This window comes from Vibrio sp. THAF64 (assembly GCF_009363455.1).
Lineage (GTDB): Bacteria > Pseudomonadota > Gammaproteobacteria > Enterobacterales > Vibrionaceae > Vibrio > Vibrio coralliilyticus.
Window position 1 is genome coordinate 64,001 of record NZ_CP045355.1, and the last position, 21,239, is coordinate 85,239.

The following is a 21,239-nucleotide window of genomic DNA, read 5'->3' on the forward strand; positions in this document are numbered from 1 at the left end:
TAATCAAATTCGATACTTTGGTATCAAATTAGGTTTCAATGATACGAAGTGACCATTGAATCTTCGGATTCAGCACAGTCAATTCAAACATTACTTATGTAATGTTCAGTATTCATTGAGCCGACAAAATCTTAAATTGAAGAGTTTGATCATGGCTCAGATTGAACGCTGGCGGCAGGCCTAACACATGCAAGTCGAGCGGAAACGAGTTGTCTGAACCTTCGGGGAACGACAACGGCGTCGAGCGGCGGACGGGTGAGTAATGCCTGGGAAATTGCCCTGATGTGGGGGATAACCATTGGAAACGATGGCTAATACCGCATAATAGCTTCGGCTCAAAGAGGGGGACCTTCGGGCCTCTCGCGTCAGGATATGCCCAGGTGGGATTAGCTAGTTGGTGAGGTAATGGCTCACCAAGGCGACGATCCCTAGCTGGTCTGAGAGGATGATCAGCCACACTGGAACTGAGACACGGTCCAGACTCCTACGGGAGGCAGCAGTGGGGAATATTGCACAATGGGCGCAAGCCTGATGCAGCCATGCCGCGTGTATGAAGAAGGCCTTCGGGTTGTAAAGTACTTTCAGCAGTGAGGAAGGTGGTAGTGTTAATAGCACTATCATTTGACGTTAGCTGCAGAAGAAGCACCGGCTAACTCCGTGCCAGCAGCCGCGGTAATACGGAGGGTGCGAGCGTTAATCGGAATTACTGGGCGTAAAGCGCATGCAGGTGGTTTGTTAAGTCAGATGTGAAAGCCCGGGGCTCAACCTCGGAATTGCATTTGAAACTGGCAGACTAGAGTACTGTAGAGGGGGGTAGAATTTCAGGTGTAGCGGTGAAATGCGTAGAGATCTGAAGGAATACCGGTGGCGAAGGCGGCCCCCTGGACAGATACTGACACTCAGATGCGAAAGCGTGGGGAGCAAACAGGATTAGATACCCTGGTAGTCCACGCCGTAAACGATGTCTACTTGGAGGTTGTGGCCTTGAGCCGTGGCTTTCGGAGCTAACGCGTTAAGTAGACCGCCTGGGGAGTACGGTCGCAAGATTAAAACTCAAATGAATTGACGGGGGCCCGCACAAGCGGTGGAGCATGTGGTTTAATTCGATGCAACGCGAAGAACCTTACCTACTCTTGACATCCATAGAACTTTCCAGAGATGGATTGGTGCCTTCGGGAACTATGAGACAGGTGCTGCATGGCTGTCGTCAGCTCGTGTTGTGAAATGTTGGGTTAAGTCCCGCAACGAGCGCAACCCTTATCCTTGTTTGCCAGCGAGTCATGTCGGGAACTCCAGGGAGACTGCCGGTGATAAACCGGAGGAAGGTGGGGACGACGTCAAGTCATCATGGCCCTTACGAGTAGGGCTACACACGTGCTACAATGGCGCATACAGAGGGCGGCCAACTTGCGAAAGTGAGCGAATCCCAAAAAGTGCGTCGTAGTCCGGATTGGAGTCTGCAACTCGACTCCATGAAGTCGGAATCGCTAGTAATCGTAGATCAGAATGCTACGGTGAATACGTTCCCGGGCCTTGTACACACCGCCCGTCACACCATGGGAGTGGGCTGCAAAAGAAGTGGGTAGTTTAACCTTCGGGGGGACGCTCACCACTTTGTGGTTCATGACTGGGGTGAAGTCGTAACAAGGTAGCGCTAGGGGAACCTGGCGCTGGATCACCTCCTTATACGATGATTACTCACGGTGAGTGTCCACACAGATTGATGGTTTATGTAGTTTAAGAGAACGAAGATATCCCAATATCTTCAACTTAGTGTCCCGTTCGTCTAGAGGCCTAGGACACCGCCCTTTCACGGCGGTAACAGGGGTTCGACTCCCCTACGGGATACCATTGGGTCGTTAGCTCAGTTGGTAGAGCAGTTGACTTTTAATCAATTGGTCGCAGGTTCGAATCCTGCACGACCCACCATTCTTCTCCACGAAGAATTAAAACTTATGTGGGCGATTAGCTCAGTTGGGAGAGCACCTGCCTTACAAGCAGGGGGTCACTGGTTCGAGCCCGGTATCGCCCACCATTCTCTAAGTATTTTTGGATTCAAATTTCCAAACCACTTCAGTAATACGTACGTGGTTGGATTTTTGCCGCTGAAAGTCTTTAGAAAATGTAACTTCCTTGTGAAGAAACATGCTCTTTAACAATTTGGAAAGCTGACGAATAACAACAATCCCCATCTCTTTGAGATGCGTTGTTATTCAATAAAAGTTCTCAAATCCTAATTCTTTGAATTAGGTACCAACACACATTCAAGTGTTCTTGGCTTTTTGTTTTCACTTTTTATAAAAAAGTAAAGTAAAAAGATATTTGAGTCCGGCAAAATCGAGTCTGCATCATGTTTAAATAATGGCAGACAACTTTGGTTGTTTGACTAGAAGACCCTTTGGGGTTGTATGGTTAAGTGACTAAGCGTACACGGTGGATGCCTTGGCAGTCAGAGGCGATGAAGGACGTATTAACTTGCGATAAGCCCAGATTAGACAGTAAAAGTCATTTGAGTCTGGGATTTCCGAATGGGGAAACCCACCTGCATAAGCAGGTATCATTACCTGAATACATAGGGTAATGAGGCGAACCGGGGGAACTGAAACATCTAAGTACCCCGAGGAAAAGAAATCAACCGAGATTCCGAAAGTAGCGGCGAGCGAAATTGGATTAGCCCTTAAGCCTATAATGCGTCAGGTGAAAGTTCTGGAAAGTTCTGCGATACAGGGTGATAGCCCCGTAACCGACAGCGCATTTTAGGTGAAATCGAGTAGGGCGGGACACGTGATATCCTGTCTGAATATGGGGGGACCATCCTCCAAGGCTAAATACTACTGACTGACCGATAGTGAACCAGTACCGTGAGGGAAAGGCGAAAAGAACCCCTGTGAGGGGAGTGAAATAGAACCTGAAACCGTGTACGTACAAGCAGTAGGAGCACCTTCGTGGTGTGACTGCGTACCTTTTGTATAATGGGTCAGCGACTTATATTCAGTAGCAAGGTTAACCATCTAGGGGAGCCGTAGAGAAATCGAGTCTTAACTGGGCGTCGAGTTGCTGGATATAGACCCGAAACCAGGTGATCTAGCCATGGGCAGGTTGAAGGTTGAGTAACATCAACTGGAGGACCGAACCGACTAATGTTGAAAAATTAGCGGATGACTTGTGGCTAGGGGTGAAAGGCCAATCAAACCTGGAGATAGCTGGTTCTCCCCGAAATCTATTTAGGTAGAGCCTCGGACGAATACTACTGGGGGTAGAGCACTGTTAAGGCTAGGGGGTCATCCCGACTTACCAACCCTTTGCAAACTCCGAATACCAGTAAGTACTATCCGGGAGACACACGGCGGGTGCTAACGTCCGTCGTGGAGAGGGAAACAACCCAGACCGCCAGCTAAGGTCCCAAATTACAGCTAAGTGGGAAACGATGTGGGAAGGCTTAGACAGCTAGGATGTTGGCTTAGAAGCAGCCATCATTTAAAGAAAGCGTAATAGCTCACTAGTCGAGTCGGCCTGCGCGGAAGATGTAACGGGGCTAAGCTGTAAACCGAAGCTGCGGCAATGCATTTTATGTATTGGGTAGGGGAGCGTTCTGTAAGCCGTTGAAGGTGAGCTGTAAAGCTTGCTGGAGGTATCAGAAGTGCGAATGCTGACATGAGTAACGATAAAGGGGGTGAAAAACCTCCTCGCCGGAAGACCAAGGGTTCCTGTCCAACGTTAATCGGGGCAGGGTAAGTCGACCCCTAAGGCGAGGCCGAAAGGCGTAGTCGATGGGAAACGGGTTAATATTCCCGTACTTCTTACAATTGCGATGGGGGGACGGAGAAGGCTAGGTGGGCCTGGCGACGGTTGTCCAGGTTCAAGTGCGTAGGCTTGAGAGTTAGGTAAATCCGGCTCTCTCTAAGGCTGAGACACGACGTCGAGCACCTACGGGTGTGAAGTCATTGATGCCATGCTTCCAGGAAAAGCCTCTAAGCTTCAGATTGTAAGGAATCGTACCCCAAACCGACACAGGTGGTCGGGTAGAGAATACCAAGGCGCTTGAGAGAACTCGGGTGAAGGAACTAGGCAAAATGGTACCGTAACTTCGGGAGAAGGTACGCTCCTGTCGGTGAAGTCCCTTGCGGATGGAGCTAACGGGAGTCGCAGATACCAGGTGGCTGCAACTGTTTATTAAAAACACAGCACTGTGCAAAATCGTAAGATGACGTATACGGTGTGACGCCTGCCCGGTGCCGGAAGGTTAATTGATGGGGTTAGACGTAAGTCGAAGCTCTTGATCGAAGCCCCGGTAAACGGCGGCCGTAACTATAACGGTCCTAAGGTAGCGAAATTCCTTGTCGGGTAAGTTCCGACCTGCACGAATGGCGTAATGATGGCCACGCTGTCTCCACCCGAGACTCAGTGAAATTGAAATCGCTGTGAAGATGCAGTGTACCCGCGGCTAGACGGAAAGACCCCGTGAACCTTTACTACAGCTTGGCACTGAACATTGACCCTACATGTGTAGGATAGGTGGGAGGCTTTGAAACCGGTACGCCAGTATCGGTGGAGCCGTCCTTGAAATACCACCCTTGTAGTGTTGATGTTCTAACTTAGACCCGTCATCCGGGTTGAGGACAGTGCCTGGTGGGTAGTTTGACTGGGGCGGTCTCCTCCCAAAGAGTAACGGAGGAGCACGAAGGTGGGCTAATCACGGTTGGACATCGTGAGGTTAGTGCAATGGCATAAGCCCGCTTGACTGCGAGAATGACAATTCGAGCAGGTGCGAAAGCAGGTCATAGTGATCCGGTGGTTCTGTATGGAAGGGCCATCGCTCAACGGATAAAAGGTACTCCGGGGATAACAGGCTGATACCGCCCAAGAGTTCATATCGACGGCGGTGTTTGGCACCTCGATGTCGGCTCATCACATCCTGGGGCTGAAGTCGGTCCCAAGGGTATGGCTGTTCGCCATTTAAAGTGGTACGCGAGCTGGGTTTAGAACGTCGTGAGACAGTTCGGTCCCTATCTGCCGTGGGCGTTGGAAGATTGAAGGGGGCTGCTCCTAGTACGAGAGGACCGGAGTGGACGAACCTCTGGTGTTCGGGTTGTCATGCCAATGGCATTGCCCGGTAGCTAAGTTCGGAATCGATAACCGCTGAAAGCATCTAAGCGGGAAGCGAGCCCTGAGATGAGTCTTCCCTGACCCCTTGAGGGTCCTAAAGGGTTGTTCGAGACTAGAACGTTGATAGGCAGGGTGTGTAAGCGTTGTGAGGCGTTGAGCTAACCTGTACTAATTGCCCGTGAGGCTTAACCATACAACACCCAAAGGGTTTTGATGGACTCAAAGCAAGAACAAATTGAATGTGTTGAGAACACAATAACAGCTTTCCAGATTAAAGAATTTGCTTGGCGACCATAGCGTTGTGGACCCACCTGATCCCATGCCGAACTCAGAAGTGAAACGCAAATAGCGCCGATGGTAGTGTGGGGCTTCCCCATGTGAGAGTAGGACATCGCCAGGCTTCAAATATCGTTACTCGTAATACGTGTAACAACATCATCAGTGCACCAATCTGACGATGACAATTTGTGGAGAGATGGCTGAGTGGTTGAAAGCACCGGTCTTGAAAACCGGCATACGTTAATAGCGTATCTAGGGTTCAAATCCCTATCTCTCCGCCACTATTAAAAAAGCCCGTTGCTAACGCAACGGGCTTTTTGCATTTCTGGTATTAGAAAACTACTACCTAATAAATACTACCTCTATATCTAGTTGCTGAAGATACAAAAAAGCCGACACATAATGTCGGCCAAATAAAAAGCTAGTAAATAGATTAAGCGCGGTTGGCAACTTTATCCTTTAGTTCTTGCTTCTCTGCATCCGAAATGAATGCCAGTTCTAAGCCGTTGATCTGTGTCTGACGAATTTCATCTTGTGATAGGCCCGCTTGCGGCGCGGCTACTTCATATTCGTATGGCAGTTCAATGCCTTCCACTGCTGGGTCGTCGGTGTTCAGACAGGCTAGCACACCGTGATCAAGGAACTGTTTGATCGGGTGGTTGGCGAGCGATTCTACTGTACTGGTCTGGAAGTTAGAGGTTAGACACGACTCAATACCAATACGGTTTTCTGCAAGGTAATCCATCAGTTTAGGATCGTGAATAGCTTTGACACCATGACCAATACGAGTAGCACCTAGCTCTTGAATTGCTTGCCACATGCTTTCGGCACCAGCCGCTTCACCTGCATGAACCGTTACATTCAGACCAGCATTTTTGACTTGAGTGAAATGTTTAACAAAGCGATCACCTGGTTGGCCCAGTTCGTCACCGGCCAGATCAACGGCTACGATTTTGTCTTTTTGTGTCAGGATGGCATCCAGTTCTTGCTGACATGCATCTGTACCGAATGTACGACTCATAATGCCAATTAGGTTAGCTTTGATACCAAAATCACGAACACCAGCCTCTACGCCATCGACAACCGCTTCAACTACACCTTCTACAGGCAGTTTGTGTTTCATCGCCATGTAGTAAGGTGAGAAGCGCAGCTCAGCGTAATCAATTTGCGCATTCAGTGCATCTTCAACATTTTCGTAAGCAACGCGACGACAAGCGTCCAGATCACCAAGAACAGACACTCCCCAATCTAACTTAGACAGGAATGCGACAAGAGATGGCTCTGCCTCAACGATTTGTACATGCGGTGTCAATGATTCCACATCGTAAGCTGGCAGGGCAACACCAAACTTCTGGCCAAGTTCTAAAATGGTTTTGGTGCGGATGTTTCCGTCAAGATGACGGTGCAAATCTGTAAGTGGTATGTTCTTGGTTATCATTATAGTAATTCCGATTGTCTGAATTGAGCTAAGTATAAGAATCAATACCAGAAGTGTCAGTAGCAAATGCTCGCAAAACCGGCCAAGAGTGGTGTTATTTACTTCATGTTAACCAGATCTGTTGGCCACTCTTCGAACGGAACTGGACGACTAAATAAGAACCCTTGTCCCTGAGGGCAATTGAGAGAAGTCAGCATTTGCGCTTGCTCCGATGTTTCTATGCCTTCAGCGACCAAGTCGACTTTCATACCACGAGTCATGTTGATGATGGCGGCGACAATGGATGTGTCGAGATTCTCTTTTTCCATTTTCTGCACGAAAGTGCGATCGATTTTCAGGCAGTCAAAAGGCAGCTTATGCAGATATGCCAGAGAGCTGTAGCCAGTACCAAAATCGTCAATGGCGATATGAATACCCAGATCTCGGATAGCCTGCATATTTTTAACGATGACAGGATCATTATCGACAATCCTCGACTCGGTAATTTCTAAAGTCAGGTTGCCAGCGTTTAGACCTGATGAAGAAAGTACTGAGCGCAGTGAATTGATGAGATCTGGCTGAGAAAGCTGATTAACTGACAGATTGACATGCAGATGGAAGCGCTCGTCCCACTTGCCTTCTTTCATGCCTTTCACCGTGTCATTGCAGGCCTGAGTGAGTATTTGCTCACCGATAGAGCCAATTAGTCCGCTTTCTTCAGCGATAGGGATAAAATCGAGTGGTGAGATGAGACCCGAGGAGGGGGATAGCCAACGCGCAAGCGCCTCAGCACCGATGACTGCTCCGGTGTTAAGATCAACAATCGGTTGGTAGAAAGGAACGAACTCTTGATGCTCCAAAGCATCTTTGATTTTGGCCTGCATTAACGTGCGTTTACGTGAAACATCGGCCATTTCAGGTTTGTAGTAGCTGACTTGAGTCAGTTCCTGCTTCGCATTACTCAGCGCGATGCTGCCGTTGCGAAGCCAAAGCGTCATATTATCGTGCTCACTTTCGGTAACCACACCAATTGACACATTTACCACCACACTCTCTTGCTCCATGACAAAAGGTGATGCAAACATTTGCTGGATTCGATGGATCGCCAGGGTAACTTGCTCATCACTTGGTAGTTGAGAAAAATAAAACGCAAACTCGTCACCAGCAATTCTTGCGAGGTACCAATCATCGTCAAACAAGGTTCGTAGGCGCTCGGCGATGATCACCAGCAATTGATCACCTTTATAGTGGCCAAGACTATCGTTGATATCACGGAATTTGTTGATCCCGATCAGCAGCAGGCAACCATTCATCTTCGGCAACGCATCGCAGGTCTCGATCAGCCCTTCTCGGCTGTAAAGCTTGGTCAATGAATCGTAGAGTAACTGCGAACGTAAGGCGCGGAATGAGGCTTTGAGGTTATTGGCCATCTCATTGAAGGCAAAGACCAGCATACTGGTTTCGTAGATGTAACCCGGTTTAGGCATGGTGCTGTCCCAGTCACCTTTTGCCAAATGTTTTGCAGCTGCAGCCGTTGAAGTGATGGGCGCGACGACGCGATTAAACGCCAATAAACCAATCAATATGCCAATAAAGCTGGCAATGACGCCGATGATCCAACTATCGCGCTGGCTTTCAGGTAGCTGGCCAAGTAAGTCGGATTCAGAAATGGCTACCCCGATATACCATTTAAGGCCGAATTGATCGGTGTAAGGCGTGATGTGATTGAAGTATCTTGCACCGTTGATATTGATACTAAAGCGATTGGTTTCCTGCGAGGCGTGATAGCCTTGTTCAAAGGCGTATTGAGCACTGGTTTGCACTATCGGATTGGAGCTCTCGGTCGCCAATAAGCGCTGGCCTTTGTCGCTAAGGGGTGTGCCCCACGAGACCACACTTCCACCAGTAGAGTGAGCAACCAGCCTTTGCTTCGCATCAAATAGGTAAATTGCCGCGTTGGTTCTTTCCTGTTGATGCTTTAAGAACGTATTAAAGGTGTCGATTTTGACGTCGGTGACGACCACTCCCTGAAATGCTTGTTGTTGGTATACGGGTGTTAACGCTGACAAGGTGATTTCCTGACGTTCATCAGCATTGGCATAAATGGATGACCACATTGGCGATCGACTTTCAGCGACAGGGGCATACCAAGGACGGATCCTAGGGTCATAGCCCTCAAAAACAGAGCGTATATCCTTGCTCATCACCTGACCGCGATAAATAACCAGTTTCTGTGCTGTGCGGTCATCTTGAATCATTAAGGTGTAACCCTGATTCGATTCTTTACGAAAGCCGACATACTCAGCGCCCTCGCCACCAAAGCCGATTACGTCTAGTTGCGGTATGGAGCGATACAAATCTTGGAAGCTGGCTAGGAGAAACTGTTCTATCTCACTGGTGTCGCCTTTCTCATAGAGCTGATTGAAGCCGATGTTATGGCTGAGAGACAGGCTGGCTTCGAATGGTTTACTGAGAAAGGCATTAAGCTCAAGAGTGACATTGTCTGTGAGCGCCGTGAGTTGTTTGTCGCTGATATCGAGAACCATCTCTTCGTAGCTGCGCTTTTGCACAGCGACGATGACCCCTATTGTAAAGATAAAGATCATGACAAAAGGGAGAACGACTGCGGTTCTTAATGTGATTTGCGTAGTTGCCGACATGCTGTCCTTAAATACCTGAAACTAAAATCCGTGTTGGCGGGTTTGAGTCTGCAAGCAAACAGCCATAGTGCACTGGTGCTGACCCATAAAGCCCTAAAATGCTTATCAATTGTACAATGCGACAGGCTTTATGGAATAAATTAATGAGCTAGATGTTAATAAAGCTCTTTTAGTTTTCTGGTTAAGGTGTTTCTGCCCCAACCAAGCACTTTGGCTGCATCTTGCTTATGGCCGTTAGTATGCTCTAAGGCCGCTTCCAAAAGTATACGTTCAAATTCAGGAAGTGCGTAGGTCAGCAATTCGGTATCCCCTTGAGAGAGAGACTGTCTTGCCCAGCTAGAAAGCTGCTGCTGCCAACTGACATTGGTATCAAAGCTGGTGCTGGATTTCTCCTCTAGCAGTTCAGCGGGTAGATCGGCGGGGAGAATTTCGCTTCCGCTGGCCATGACGGTTAGCCAGCGACAGATGTTCTCTAGCTGTCTGACATTGCCCGGCCAGCTAAGTTTATTCAACGCTTCAATCGCCGAAGGATGGAGGGTTTTGACATCTACACCAAGTTCTTCTGCGGCTAAGGAAAGAAAGTGCAGAGTGAGTTTTTCGATATCCTGTTTACGTTCACGAAGGGCTGGAATTTGAACGCGGATAACATTAAGACGATGGAATAAATCCTCACGAAAATCACCTTGATGGACCAGCTTTTCCAGATTCTGGTGAGTCGCAGCAACAATACGCACATCCACTTTTATTGGAGAGTGTCCCCCGACTCGATAGAACTGGCCATCAGCTAGGACACGTAGCAGCCGAGTCTGAATGTCGAGTGGCATGTCACCAATTTCATCCAGAAACAAAGTCCCTCCGTTTGCTTGCTCAAAACGGCCTTGTCGAACGCTATTAGCACCGGTAAAGGCGCCTTTTTCATGCCCAAACAATTCAGACTCAATCAGGTCTTTGGGAATTGCTGCCATGTTAAGCGCAATAAATGGTTTACTGGCTCGCGGGCTGTGGCGGTGCAGAGCGTGAGCGACGAGCTCTTTACCTGTACCAGATTCACCATTTATCAATACTGAAATTGAAGAACGAGATAGGCGGCCGATAGCGCGAAACACTTCTTGCATTGCGGGCGCTTCACCAATAATTTCTGGCGCATTGTAGTCGTTGGGATCTGAATTCGCTTGGTCGCGTTTTTGCTCCTGACTGTGGGTGATGGCACGTTCAACTAACGTTAGTGTTTCATCCACATCAAATGGCTTAGGTAGGTATTCGAAAGCCCCTTTTTGATAGGCATTGACTGCGGCATCCAGATCAGAGTGCGCCGTCATGATGATCACAGGTAAGTCTGGTGAGCGTTCGTTAACTTGTTTGAGAAGCTCTATGCCGTCGATACCCGGCATACGAATGTCGGAGACCAGTACATCTGGTGTTTCGCGTTCCAGTGCCAGCAAAACGCTTTCTGCATCAGAAAATGTATCGCACTTAATATTTGCTGATGAAAGGGTTTTCTCCATGACCCAGCGGATAGAGCTGTCATCATCTACTACCCAAACGTATCCTTTACTCATAACAAACTTATCCTTTCAGCAATGCCACTAACGTAAAATTTAAATTGGCAGATATATGGTGAATATGGTTCTGCCTGGCCAGCTTTCGACATCAATTTTGCCCTGATGCTGGTCTATCAGGTTCTGAGCAATGGATAAGCCCAGCCCTGTACCGCCTTCTCTTCCGCTGACCATGGGATAGAAAAGGGTGTCTTGTAATTCTGCGGGGATGCCCGGCCCGTTGTCGATGATCTCCACCCGCGCCGCTAATTTGCAGCGCTGACCGTGAATATTGGTTTGATGCACCGTTCTGGTGCGAATGATGATATTGCCATTGTTCTGCTTTTGCAGAATTTGCCCAGCATTACTGACAATATTCAAAAGCGCTTGCTCAATCTGATCCGAATCCATTAAAAACTCAGGCAAGCTCGGGTCGTAATCGCGCTCAATCGTCACGGACTGAGCAACTTCGAGCTCAACTAACTGGCGTACCTTCTCCAGAATCAGATGAAGGTTTTCCTGTTGTTTCTTGCCAGGCTTTTGTGGGCCAAGCAGGCGATCGACTAAGGAGCGTAATCGGTCTGCCTGTTCGATGATGATCTGGGTGTATTCCGTCAAAGATTGGTCGGGCAGCATGCGTTCAAGTAACTGAGCCGCGCCGCGCAGCCCGCCCAGCGGGTTTTTTATCTCATGAGCGAGTCCCCGTACCAGTAGCTTGGCGGCTTGCTGTTGAGCGTGTTGATTAAGTTCTTGCGACAAACGACGTTGCTGACCAATTTTGCGCATTTCGACCAGCAGCATGAGTTCTTTCTGCCAAGAGATTGGGCTGACGGTGACTTCAAGCATTAAAGGTTTGCCATCGACCACAAAAGTCACATCGCTGTCAGTGATGCTCTGGCCACTTTGTAGCGGTTGAGACAACAAGGCTAAGTCCATAGAAGCGTGTTGAATGAGCTTGGACAATGGCTGGTCAACGATGCGTTTAGCGCTTTGTGAAAACAACTGCTCTGCGGCTGGGTTGGCATAACGAACCTGAAGCGATTCGTTCATGATCAGCACGGAGGTGACCTGATGATTGAGTATTATGTTATCGAGTTCGCTGCTCACTGTCGTCCCTCATCCTTGACCTTAAAATGTGCAATGCACCAATTTGGTGCGGTTACATTCCAAGTATGGCGCAATAACTCATGCAGAAGAAGTGAAAAGTCCATATATCACAGGCTTTTCAGTATCCTTGCCGTTAATTGCACCGTTATGAACTGTAACAATGCAATAAGCTTGCCGTGCATAAGGTATTGAATAGAAAAGATTTGAAGTGAATTTTATTGATATATAAGACATAAAAAAGGCTCACCAAAAAGGTGAGCCTCGAAGGAAGGGTTAATCGATCGAGCGATTACACTGAGTAGTAAAGTTCGAACTCAAGTGGGTGAGTCGTCATGTTTACTTGCTCAACGTCCTGAGACTTAAGGCCGATGTAAGAATCGATGAAGTCGTCAGAGAACACGCCGCCAGCTGTTAGGAACTCACGGTCTGCATCTAGTGAATCTAGTGCATCTTTCAGTGAGTAAGCAACAGTTGGGATTTCAGCTGCTTCTTCCGCTGGTAGGTCGTATAAATCTTTATCCATTGCTTCACCTGGGTGGATCTTGTTCTTAATGCCGTCAAGACCAGCCATTAGCATTGCTGCGAAACATAGGTATGGGTTAGCTGATGGATCACCGAAGCGAACTTCGATACGACGTGCTTTAGGGCTTGGTACCACAGGGATACGAATAGAAGCACTACGGTTACGAGCAGAGTAAGCCAGCATTACAGGCGCTTCGAAGCCAGGAACGAGACGCTTGTATGAGTTAGTCGCTGCGTTCGCGAATGCGTTGATTGCGCGAGCGTGCTTGATGATACCACCGATGTAGTAAAGGGCTGTTTCAGACAGGCCGCCGTACTTGTCACCCGCGAATAGGTTAACGCCGTCTTTAGCTAGAGATTGGTGAACGTGCATACCAGAGCCGTTGTCACCAACTAGTGGTTTAGGCATGAAGGTCGCTGTCTTACCAAATGCGTGAGCAACATTATGAACCACGTATTTGTAGATTTGGATTTCGTCTGCTTTCGAAGTCAGTGTGTTGAAACGAGTCGCGATTTCGTTCTGACCTGCAGTCGCTACTTCGTGGTGGTGCGCTTCTACAACCAGACCCATTTCTTCCATGATTAGACACATAGCAGAACGGATGTCTTGAGATGAATCGACAGGAGCCACTGGGAAGTAACCACCTTTCACGCCTGGACGGTGGCCTTTGTTGCCTTCTTCGTAATCAGAACCTGTGTTCCATGCAGCTTCTACGTCGTCGATCTTAAAGAAAGAGCCTGACATATCAGTCGCGAACTTCACGTCGTCGAATAGGAAGAATTCTGGCTCAGGGCCGATAAGCACGGTATCTGCAACACCTGTTGAGCGCATGTAATCTTCAGCACGCTTGGCGATAGAGCGAGGGTCGCGATCGTAGCCTTGCATAGTTGCAGGCTCAAGGATGTCACAACGGATGTTCAGTGTTGCATCTTCTGTGAATGGGTCAAGTACAGCGGATGATGCGTCTGGCATCATAACCATGTCTGACTCGTTGATGCCTTTCCAGCCAGCAACTGAAGAACCATCGAACATCTTACCTTCTTCGAAGAAGTCTGCATCGATCTGGTGAGCAGGAATTGAGATGTGCTGCTCTTTACCTTTTGTATCGGTAAAGCGTAGGTCAACAAACTTAACTTCGTTTTCTTGGATCAGCGATAGAACGTTTTCAACTGACATCTTGGATAACCTCCAGTGTTATTAAAGCGGTGTTAGCTCGATTGATGAACAAATCCAGCATTGATTAATTTCATTTCAATCGTATTAATCGATGCTGATATCAATAAAGCCAAAACCATGCCAAAAAAATTATTCCATTAATTTCAATGAATTAGTGGTTTGGGTATCAGTTTGGTGCACCAGTTTGCACCAAAATGATCTTTAATTGCACTCTATTGGTGCAAATATCTTGAAGTGCACCAATATGAAACAAAAGCGTATTCCATTCAGCCGCCATTCGCTACCTATGTCAATGCACAATTTTGCATATTCAGAGCGATATTGTGTTCGATCAAAGCATATTCTTCAGAAAACCAACGTATCAGATCACATATTTCTGGGTTTTTCGCTAAAATCTGGTACATTATGGCCGTTTTTTTAATCAAGTAAGCTCGCTTCATTCATCGACCATGTTTGAAGCGAGCTTCTACTATCGAGTGAATCAAATCCATGGCTACTCCACAGATTGATAAATTGAGAAATATCGCGATCATCGCGCACGTTGACCACGGTAAAACAACACTGGTTGATAAACTGCTACAGCAATCAGGCACTTTAGAGTCTCGCGGTGAAGCTGAAGAGCGAGTCATGGACTCGAACGACATCGAAAAAGAGCGTGGCATTACCATCCTTGCTAAAAACACAGCAATTAACTGGAATGACTACCGCATCAACATCGTAGATACCCCAGGACACGCGGACTTCGGTGGTGAAGTTGAGCGTATTATGTCAATGGTAGACTCAGTGCTGCTGATTGTTGACGCTGTTGATGGCCCTATGCCTCAAACACGCTTCGTCACACAGAAAGCATTTGCTCACGGTCTTAAGCCAATTGTTGTTATCAACAAGATTGACCGTCCTGGCGCTCGTCCTGATTGGGTTATGGATCAAGTATTCGACCTATTCGATAACCTAGGTGCAACTGATGAACAGCTAGACTTCAAAGTGGTTTACGCATCAGCGCTTAACGGTTGGGCTTCTCTAGAAGAAGGCGAAACTGGCGAAGATATGGAACCGCTATTCGAAACCATCGTTGAAGAGGTGACAGCACCGCAAGTTGACCTAGACGGTCCACTTCAGATGCAAGTTTCTCAGCTAGATTACAGCTCTTATGTTGGTGTTATCGGTGTTGCTCGCGTAACTCGTGGTAGCGTTAAGCCTAACCAACAGGTTACTGTTATCGGTGCGGATGGTAAGACTCGCAATGGTAAAGTCGGCACTGTAATGGGCTACCTAGGCCTTGAACGTCACGAAGTTGACCAAGCTAACGCAGGTGACATCGTTGCAATCACTGGTCTTGGTGAGCTAAAAATCTCCGATACTATCTGTGCACAAAACCAAGTTGAAGCGTTGCCAGCACTTTCTGTTGATGAGCCAACGGTAACCATGACGTTCCAAGTAAACACGTCTCCGTTTGCTGGTAAAGAAGGTAAATTCGTAACGTCACGTAACATCCTTGAGCGCCTAGAAAAAGAACTAGTACACAACGTTGCACTGCGCGTTGAGCAACTAGATGATCCAGACAAATTCCGCGTATCAGGCCGTGGTGAACTTCACCTATCTATCCTGATCGAAAACATGCGTCGTGAAGGCTTCGAGCTAGCGGTATCTCGTCCTGAAGTTATCATCAAAGAAGAAGATGGTCAGCTAATGGAACCGTACGAAACGGTAACTATCGACGTGATGGAAGAGCACCAAGGCGGCATCATGGAGAACATCGGCCTACGTAAAGGTGAGCTGACTGATATGTCTCCAGATGGTAAAGGCCGTGTACGTATGGACTTCATCATGCCATCTCGTGGTCTGATTGGTTTCCAAACTGAATTCATGACGCTAACGTCGGGTTCTGGTCTTCTTTACCACACATTCGATCACTACGGTCCGCACAAAGGTGGCGAGATCGGTCAACGTATCAACGGCGTACTGATTTCTAACGGTATGGGTAAAGCGCTAACCAACGCACTATTCAACCTTCAAGAGCGTGGCCGTATGTTCATCGGTCACGGTGTTGAAGTATACGAAGGCATGGTTGTTGGTATCCACAGCCGTGACAACGACCTAACAGTAAACGTACTGAAAGGTAAGCAGCTAACCAACGTTCGTGCATCAGGTACTGATGACGCACAGGTTCTTACTCCGCCAATCATCATGACGCTTGAGCAAGCACTTGAGTTCATCGATGACGACGAGCTAGTAGAAGTAACGCCTGAAAGTATCCGTATCCGTAAAAAGTTCCTAACGGAAAGCGATCGTAAGCGTGAAGCACGTAACGCTAAGTAATTTTACTTAATCGTTATTTAAGCTTTAAAGCCCTGAGTTGATATCAACTCAGGGCTTTTTGTTGTTACGCAGTCGTAAAGAATGCGTGGCCTTTGTTCATCAGGTAACAGCTATAGTCGCTGAGGCCACAAACGAAAGCCGCCTCACTTGGAGGCGGCCTTAAAGCACTACTTTTGATTGAGCTTTTGCAGGAACTTATCTGATTCTGCTATCGCGGCATTCATATCCTTGATTGCGTACTGGATATCTTGTTCTAAGTTTGCAAACTCGCCTTGCAGTGAACCAATCGCACTCGCATTGAGGTTGTGCTTCAAGTAAAGCGTATTGTCGCGCAATGTATTGAGTACAGGTGTCATCTTATCTTCTGCACGCTTCATCGCGCTTAACATAGTGTTGTATGAGCGCTGAGTCTCTTTGAGTTTCTGTTCACTTGCCCGTTTGAGCTTAGTGCTGGTATAGAGACCTAACTCGCTTTGCCATTCGGCGAAGAGTGCGTCTGACACATCTTCAATTGCTGCAATTCGGTCACTGACTTCTTGTGCTGCTTTTTCACTGTCTTGGTATTTGTCGTTAATCTGGTTGTAGACGGTTTCCAGTTCGCCACCATCAAACTGAGTGAGTGCTGAGAGCGCTTCCAGTGCACTTGTGAACTCTTGTTGCGCATCTTGCTGAGACTGTTTGGCATCTTCGACACGATCTACCATGATGTCGCGTTTGTGATAGCCTACTTGTTCCATCGCTGAGTAATAAGCAGATTGACAGCCCGTGAGGGTAAAAATGGAGAGCATCAGCGCCAGTAAGTACGGCATGATTGTGTCCTTTCCTTTAAAATGATGATGTTAGGATGGCGGAGTTGATGAGGAGTTACAAGTTGAATATCGAGCAATTGAGCAAGCAAAGTCTGAACTTTGGGCGATATCTGCTCACCCGAATGGGGCATGACAGAGTGAACGTTAATGCGGGCTATCTGGCATACATTACCTTGCTGTCGATCGTACCTATGTTAACCGTGCTGTTATCTGTACTGTCTTCGTTTTCTGTATTCGCTAACGCTGGGGACGTGATCCAAGATTTTGTCATTACCCATTTTGTTCCCGCAGCAGGGGATGCAGTAAAGCAGGCGCTACTCGAGTTTGTCGCCAATACTGGCAAGATGACCGCCGTGGGTGGTTTGTTCTTATTTGTCGCCGCTTTGATGCTGATCTCCAACATTGATAAGAATCTCAATTACATCTGGCGAGTGGAGCACAAACGGCGTGCCGTGTTCTCATTCTCCATGTACTGGATGGTATTGACTCTAGGGCCGATCTTGGTCGGGGCGAGTATCGCCGCAACTTCCTATGTAACGTCATTAAAAATTATCGATAGTGAAGCAATTTCAGGGGCTTACGACTTTCTGTTGCGCTGGCTGCCTTTTTTGTTGTCCTTCTTTGCGTTTATGGGCTTGTATATCTTAGTACCGAATAAGAAGGTCTATGTCTCTCATGCGGTAGTCGGGGCTATTGTTGCGGCCTTGCTGTTTGAGGCAAGTAAAAAAGGTTTTGCGGCGTACATTACTCAATTTCCTTCCTACCAGTTAATTTATGGCGCGCTGGCTGCGATTCCAATTCTGTTTGTCTGGGTTTACCTGTGTTGGCTGATTGTTTTGATTGGCGCTGAGGTTACGGCGGCATTAGGTGAGCGAGAGCAGTGGAGTGATGACCAAGAAATGGTACACTCGACGGAAACGATTAAACAGCAGCAAGAAGGAAAAAGCAGTGATAGCGCTGATCCAAAGAGTAAGTGAAGCCGCAGTGCGCGTTGATGGTGAAGTGGTTGGTGAAATCGACCAAGGTCTACTTGTTCTACTTGGTGTAGAAAAGGACGATGATGAAGCTAAAGCGAAGCGATTGATGGAGCGTGTGACCACTTACCGAGTATTTGGTGACGATGAAGGCAAGATGAACCTCAACGTGAAACAGGTGGAAGGTAAAGTGCTGGTGGTTTCCCAATTTACCTTGCCTGCCGATACCAATAAAGGTACCCGTGCTGGCTTCTCCCGTGGAGCGCATCCAGCGGATGCTGAGCGTTTATACGATTACTTCGCTGACCAGTGCTCGCAAGTGCTGCCGACAGAGCGAGGGCGCTTCGCTGCTGATATGAAAGTATCACTGGTTAATGACGGCCCAGTAACCTTCTGGTTACAGGTATAATTATAAAGATAGGCTAGAGGGGAAGCGCCAAGTGCGTTTCCATGGAAAAGGAATTTTATGTTTAAGCTGATCACGCCAAAAACGGATAACCAACTCAATAAGTATTACCACTTTCGCTGGCAAATGCTGCGCGAACCTTGGCGCATGCCGTTAGGCTCTGAGCGTGATGAATACGATCCGATGAGCCACCACCGCATGATTGTTGATGGTCGTGGTCGACCTATGGCTATAGGCCGACTTTACATCACTCCGGACAGTGAAGCGCAAATTCGTTATATGGCAGTGAAAGGCAATCGTCGTAGCAAAGGTATGGGCTCGCTGGTGCTGGTGGCACTGGAATCGCTTGCCCGTCAGGAAGGGGCCAAACGTCTGGTATGTAATGCGCGTGAGGATGCCATTTCTTTCTACGAAAAGAACGGTTTTGAGCGCCGCGGTGAATTAACCGATGAGCGTGGCCCTGTGCGTCACCAGCAGATGGTCAAAAAGCTCGACCCGATGGCTAACGTACTACGTAAGCCTGAGTGGTGTACCGAGCTGCAAGAGCGCTGGGAGCATCAAATCCCTATCAGCGATAAGATGGGCATCAAGATCAATCAGTACACGGGCTATCAGTTCGAGTGTTGTTCTCAGCTCAACCCTAACCTCAACCCGCACAACACTATGTTTGCAGGTTCTGCTTTTACCCTTGCGACCCTGACAGGGTGGGGAATGACGTGGTTGTTGATGAAAGAACGTGGTTTGAGTGGTGATATCGTTCTGGCTGACAGCCAGATTCGCTACCGTCATCCGGTGACGCAGAATCCAGTAGCTTCAACCTCTTTAGATGGGATCAGTGGAGACTTGGACCGCCTGGCTTCCGGTCGAAAAGCCCGTATTGTCATCCATGTCACTATTCACAGTGGCGATACGGAAGCCGTTGAGTTTGTCGGCACTTATATGCTGCTACCGAATTATAAGTCGATGCTGGATTTGCCTGCCTCTTCATCTTCTGAAGAATGATTTGCTTCGTTGGCGGGTACGATTGGTTCGATCGGCTCGCCACACACATCTTGAATCACATTGGTCAGATTGAATATATCGGACCACAATCTCTGGCAGTTGTGCTCACTGGTAAAAATTAATGTGCCAAACTCAGGTTTGGTCAGATCTAACGTCCCTGCCAGCTGCGCTTTCTCCCCTTTCGATGCAATCTCAATCCGGCCACGATCGGCTTGGAGTGTGATTTTATCTAAGGGCCAGAGCTGCAGATAGCTTTGATCGCCATCGACACTTTTTGCTTCCAGCGCACCGTCATGCAGGTAGCCATTGAGCGTACCGCTCAGGCTATGCGCCAGCATTGAATAATCACCAGATAAACCACTCATTTCCAGTTCGACTTCAGCTAGCCCGGCGAGCTTAAACGGCAATTGGGCCTGCAGTAGCGGTTGATTGACTTGAAAACCATCGGCATGCAGTGACAGTTGCCATGGGGCACTGACAGATTGACGCTGCCATTGTCCGCTTGCTTCGATATAGCCTTGATCTAGCGGGATAAAAGCGCGCTCTAAGGTAATGTTACCCTGCTTGGCCGACGCTTTTAGTACGGCTTGGGTAGTCAGCAGCTGTTCAATACTGGCATTGTTGGCACTGATTTCCAGGCTGCCATCGTAAAGCCCGACTTGATCATCATGAATCAAAGTCAGCTCTTGCCCTTCGATATTGAGGCCAGATAACTGCCAGTAGGGAGGACGTTCGACTTGAATAAGTTGGGCATTTTCGATGTCGAGCTCAGCAATCTTAAGCGAGTGCAGAGGCTGTGACATTTGCGCCAGAGTACTGATGAGCTGATCGGTTTGATCCAGCCATTTTACCCCAGTGACCTTTAGGCGGTTAAGTGCGATGTCTTCTGGTGTCAGTATTCCGCTTAGCTGAACACGGCCTTGCTTGAAATCAGTATCAAACTCATCCACTGAGATGTGATTTGAAGTGAAGCCCAGCTTGGCTGTTGGTGCGATAAACCTTAGCTGGTCGAAATCCACACTCTCAGCATCAAACGAGATATAGCCTTGTTCTTGTTGCCACAGAGGGCGATCGAGCGTGAGATTTTCCAAAGACGCATCGAGATGATTGAATTGCCACCCAGCGTAATGGAGGTTGCTGCTGAGGAGGTCGAGACTATTAATATGATAAATCGGTAGGTCGAGCGATTTGAGTCTTGAGAGTAATTTCTCAGCCGAGCTATTTTGCGGTAAATCGAGTTTATTGACGGTGACGTTGATCAACGACCATCCTTGGCTAAATTGCTCCGCTTGACCGGAAATTTCCGCGCCATACCAGCTGAATGACGCGCCATAGATCGTGCTGTCTTGTGCCTGATATTGCGCGTCGATCAGTAGGTTATCTAATGCTTCCCCTTTGACATACAGCTGCTTGGCTGACAGTTGAATGTCACCATAGGGCAGGTTTTGCTCTTGGTTGAGCCATTGAGGCTTTTTCACCTGCAGATTGACGTCTCTGGCTGACCAACCCGGCGCAGTAATGTCGACATGCTGCAGCGCCAGTTGCTGCAAGTGAATGGCATGCAGCAAAGGTGAATTCAGTTCGTTGATGTCTAGATTGGCGCCTTCAATTAAGACAGAGTCAAACGAGGCTTGGTTGTTTTGCCACAGTGTTGGACTTAACCAGACGGTCAGCTTGGGGATGAGTATAGCTTTTGGCTCTGCGTCAATTTCAACATCTTCTAATGTCAGTTGGAAGGGAGGGGAATATGACGCTTGCTGAGCCGTGATGGTATAAGGGGTCAGATTTTTTAGCATCAAGTTGACCACTTGGCTCGCATAGCTGGTGTTGAGCAGAACGAACAGGGCCAGTAGCGGTAAGCTGATCAGGCTGACAATTGCAATGGCAGTCAGCAGCAGTGCTTTCTTCAAAATCTCGACCTTC

11 protein-coding genes, 4 tRNA genes and 3 rRNA genes are annotated in these 21,239 nt (G+C 48.0%); 11 read left to right on the plus strand and 7 right to left on the minus strand.

Annotated features, from left to right (window positions below):
• Nucleotides 1–133: 133 nt before the first annotated feature.
• From FIU99_RS00300 to FIU99_RS00330, 7 genes are all read left to right on the plus strand, one after another.
• A 16S ribosomal RNA gene (locus FIU99_RS00300) occupies nt 134–1,686 on the plus strand.
• A gap of 89 nt (nt 1,687–1,775) precedes the next feature.
• A tRNA-Glu gene (locus FIU99_RS00305) sits at nt 1,776–1,851 on the plus strand.
• A gap of 2 nt (nt 1,852–1,853) precedes the next feature.
• A tRNA-Lys gene (locus tag FIU99_RS00310) sits at nt 1,854–1,929 on the plus strand.
• A 30-nt stretch (nt 1,930–1,959) separates the two neighbouring features.
• Nucleotides 1,960–2,035 (plus strand) — tRNA-Val (locus FIU99_RS00315).
• A gap of 375 nt (nt 2,036–2,410) precedes the next feature.
• Nucleotides 2,411–5,299: ribosomal RNA gene (locus FIU99_RS00320) — 23S ribosomal RNA — on the plus strand.
• Between the two features lie 90 nt (nt 5,300–5,389).
• Nucleotides 5,390–5,506 (plus strand): 5S ribosomal RNA (gene rrf, locus FIU99_RS00325).
• The 16S, 23S and 5S rRNA genes sit together here with 4 tRNA genes alongside, the layout of an rRNA operon.
• Nucleotides 5,507–5,575: 69 nt before the next feature.
• Nucleotides 5,576–5,666 (plus strand) — tRNA-Ser (locus FIU99_RS00330).
• 152 nt (nt 5,667–5,818) lie between these two features.
• Here FIU99_RS00330 and add read toward each other — a convergent pair.
• From add to glnA, 5 genes are all read right to left on the minus strand, one after another.
• Nucleotides 5,819–6,823: an adenosine deaminase gene (add, locus tag FIU99_RS00335; protein ID WP_039951103.1), complete on the minus strand. Its 1,005-nt coding sequence runs from the start codon at nt 6,821–6,823 to the stop codon at nt 5,819–5,821.
• Between the two features lie 98 nt (nt 6,824–6,921).
• Nucleotides 6,922–9,462, minus strand: a complete 2,541-nt coding sequence (locus FIU99_RS00340; RefSeq protein WP_006957235.1) for an EAL domain-containing protein — start codon at nt 9,460–9,462, stop codon at nt 6,922–6,924.
• A 155-nt stretch (nt 9,463–9,617) separates the two neighbouring features.
• Complete coding sequence (glnG, locus tag FIU99_RS00345) at nt 9,618–11,021, minus strand: nitrogen regulation protein NR(I) (RefSeq protein WP_006957234.1); 1,404 nt, start codon at nt 11,019–11,021, stop codon at nt 9,618–9,620.
• A 39-nt stretch (nt 11,022–11,060) separates the two neighbouring features.
• Nucleotides 11,061–12,107: a nitrogen regulation protein NR(II) gene (gene glnL, locus FIU99_RS00350; protein WP_006957233.1), complete on the minus strand. Its 1,047-nt coding sequence runs from the start codon at nt 12,105–12,107 to the stop codon at nt 11,061–11,063.
• Between the two features lie 289 nt (nt 12,108–12,396).
• On the minus strand, nt 12,397–13,806 hold the full coding sequence (gene glnA, locus FIU99_RS00355; RefSeq protein WP_006957232.1) for a glutamate--ammonia ligase: 1,410 nt from the start codon (nt 13,804–13,806) through the stop codon (nt 12,397–12,399).
• Between the two features lie 489 nt (nt 13,807–14,295).
• Between glnA and typA the strand changes: the two genes are divergently transcribed.
• Nucleotides 14,296–16,125, plus strand: a complete 1,830-nt coding sequence (gene typA, locus FIU99_RS00360; protein ID WP_006957230.1) for a translational GTPase TypA — start codon at nt 14,296–14,298, stop codon at nt 16,123–16,125.
• Between the two features lie 167 nt (nt 16,126–16,292).
• Here typA and FIU99_RS00365 read toward each other — a convergent pair whose 3' ends face one another.
• Nucleotides 16,293–16,934 carry a DUF2959 domain-containing protein gene (locus FIU99_RS00365; RefSeq protein ID WP_006957229.1) on the minus strand — a complete coding sequence of 214 codons (642 nt, stop codon included), beginning with the start codon at nt 16,932–16,934 and terminating at the stop codon, nt 16,293–16,295.
• 62 nt (nt 16,935–16,996) lie between these two features.
• On the opposite strand from FIU99_RS00365, the gene FIU99_RS00370 reads away from it, so the two are divergent.
• The 3 genes from FIU99_RS00370 to FIU99_RS00380 are packed head-to-tail and all read left to right on the plus strand — an operon-like array spanning nt 16,997 to nt 19,316.
• Nucleotides 16,997–17,911, plus strand: a complete 915-nt coding sequence (locus FIU99_RS00370; RefSeq protein WP_006957228.1) for a virulence factor BrkB family protein — start codon at nt 16,997–16,999, stop codon at nt 17,909–17,911.
• Nucleotides 17,883–18,317, plus strand: coding sequence for a D-aminoacyl-tRNA deacylase (gene dtd, locus FIU99_RS00375; RefSeq protein WP_006957227.1), 435 nt, complete (start codon nt 17,883–17,885; stop codon nt 18,315–18,317). Before FIU99_RS00370 ends, dtd begins: the two co-directional genes overlap by 29 nt.
• A gap of 57 nt (nt 18,318–18,374) precedes the next feature.
• On the plus strand, nt 18,375–19,316 hold the full coding sequence (locus tag FIU99_RS00380; protein ID WP_006957226.1) for a bifunctional GNAT family N-acetyltransferase/hotdog fold thioesterase: 942 nt from the start codon (nt 18,375–18,377) through the stop codon (nt 19,314–19,316).
• Here FIU99_RS00380 and FIU99_RS00385 read toward each other — a convergent pair.
• The gene (locus FIU99_RS00385; RefSeq protein ID WP_006957225.1) at nt 19,268–21,226 is read right to left on the minus strand and encodes an AsmA family protein; all 1,959 of its coding nucleotides are present in this window, start codon (nt 21,224–21,226) and stop codon (nt 19,268–19,270) included. The genes FIU99_RS00380 and FIU99_RS00385 overlap by 49 nt on opposite strands.
• Nucleotides 21,227–21,239 lie beyond the last annotated feature (13 nt).

Bases quoted from the DNA above. Each gene is read 5' to 3' on its own strand.
- add (WP_039951103.1), bottom strand. From the start codon at position 6,823: ATGATAACCAAGAACATACCACTTACAGATTTGCACCGTCATCTTGAC.
- FIU99_RS00380 (WP_006957226.1), top strand. From the start codon at position 18,375: ATGTTTAAGCTGATCACGCCAAAAACGGATAACCAACTCAATAAGTAT.
- FIU99_RS00340 (WP_006957235.1), bottom strand. From the start codon at position 9,462: ATGTCGGCAACTACGCAAATCACATTAAGAACCGCAGTCGTTCTCCCT.
- glnA (WP_006957232.1), bottom strand. From the start codon at position 13,806: ATGTCAGTTGAAAACGTTCTATCGCTGATCCAAGAAAACGAAGTTAAG.
- FIU99_RS00365 (WP_006957229.1), bottom strand. From the start codon at position 16,934: ATGCCGTACTTACTGGCGCTGATGCTCTCCATTTTTACCCTCACGGGC.
- glnG (WP_006957234.1), bottom strand. From the start codon at position 11,021: ATGAGTAAAGGATACGTTTGGGTAGTAGATGATGACAGCTCTATCCGC.
- typA (WP_006957230.1), top strand. From the start codon at position 14,296: ATGGCTACTCCACAGATTGATAAATTGAGAAATATCGCGATCATCGCG.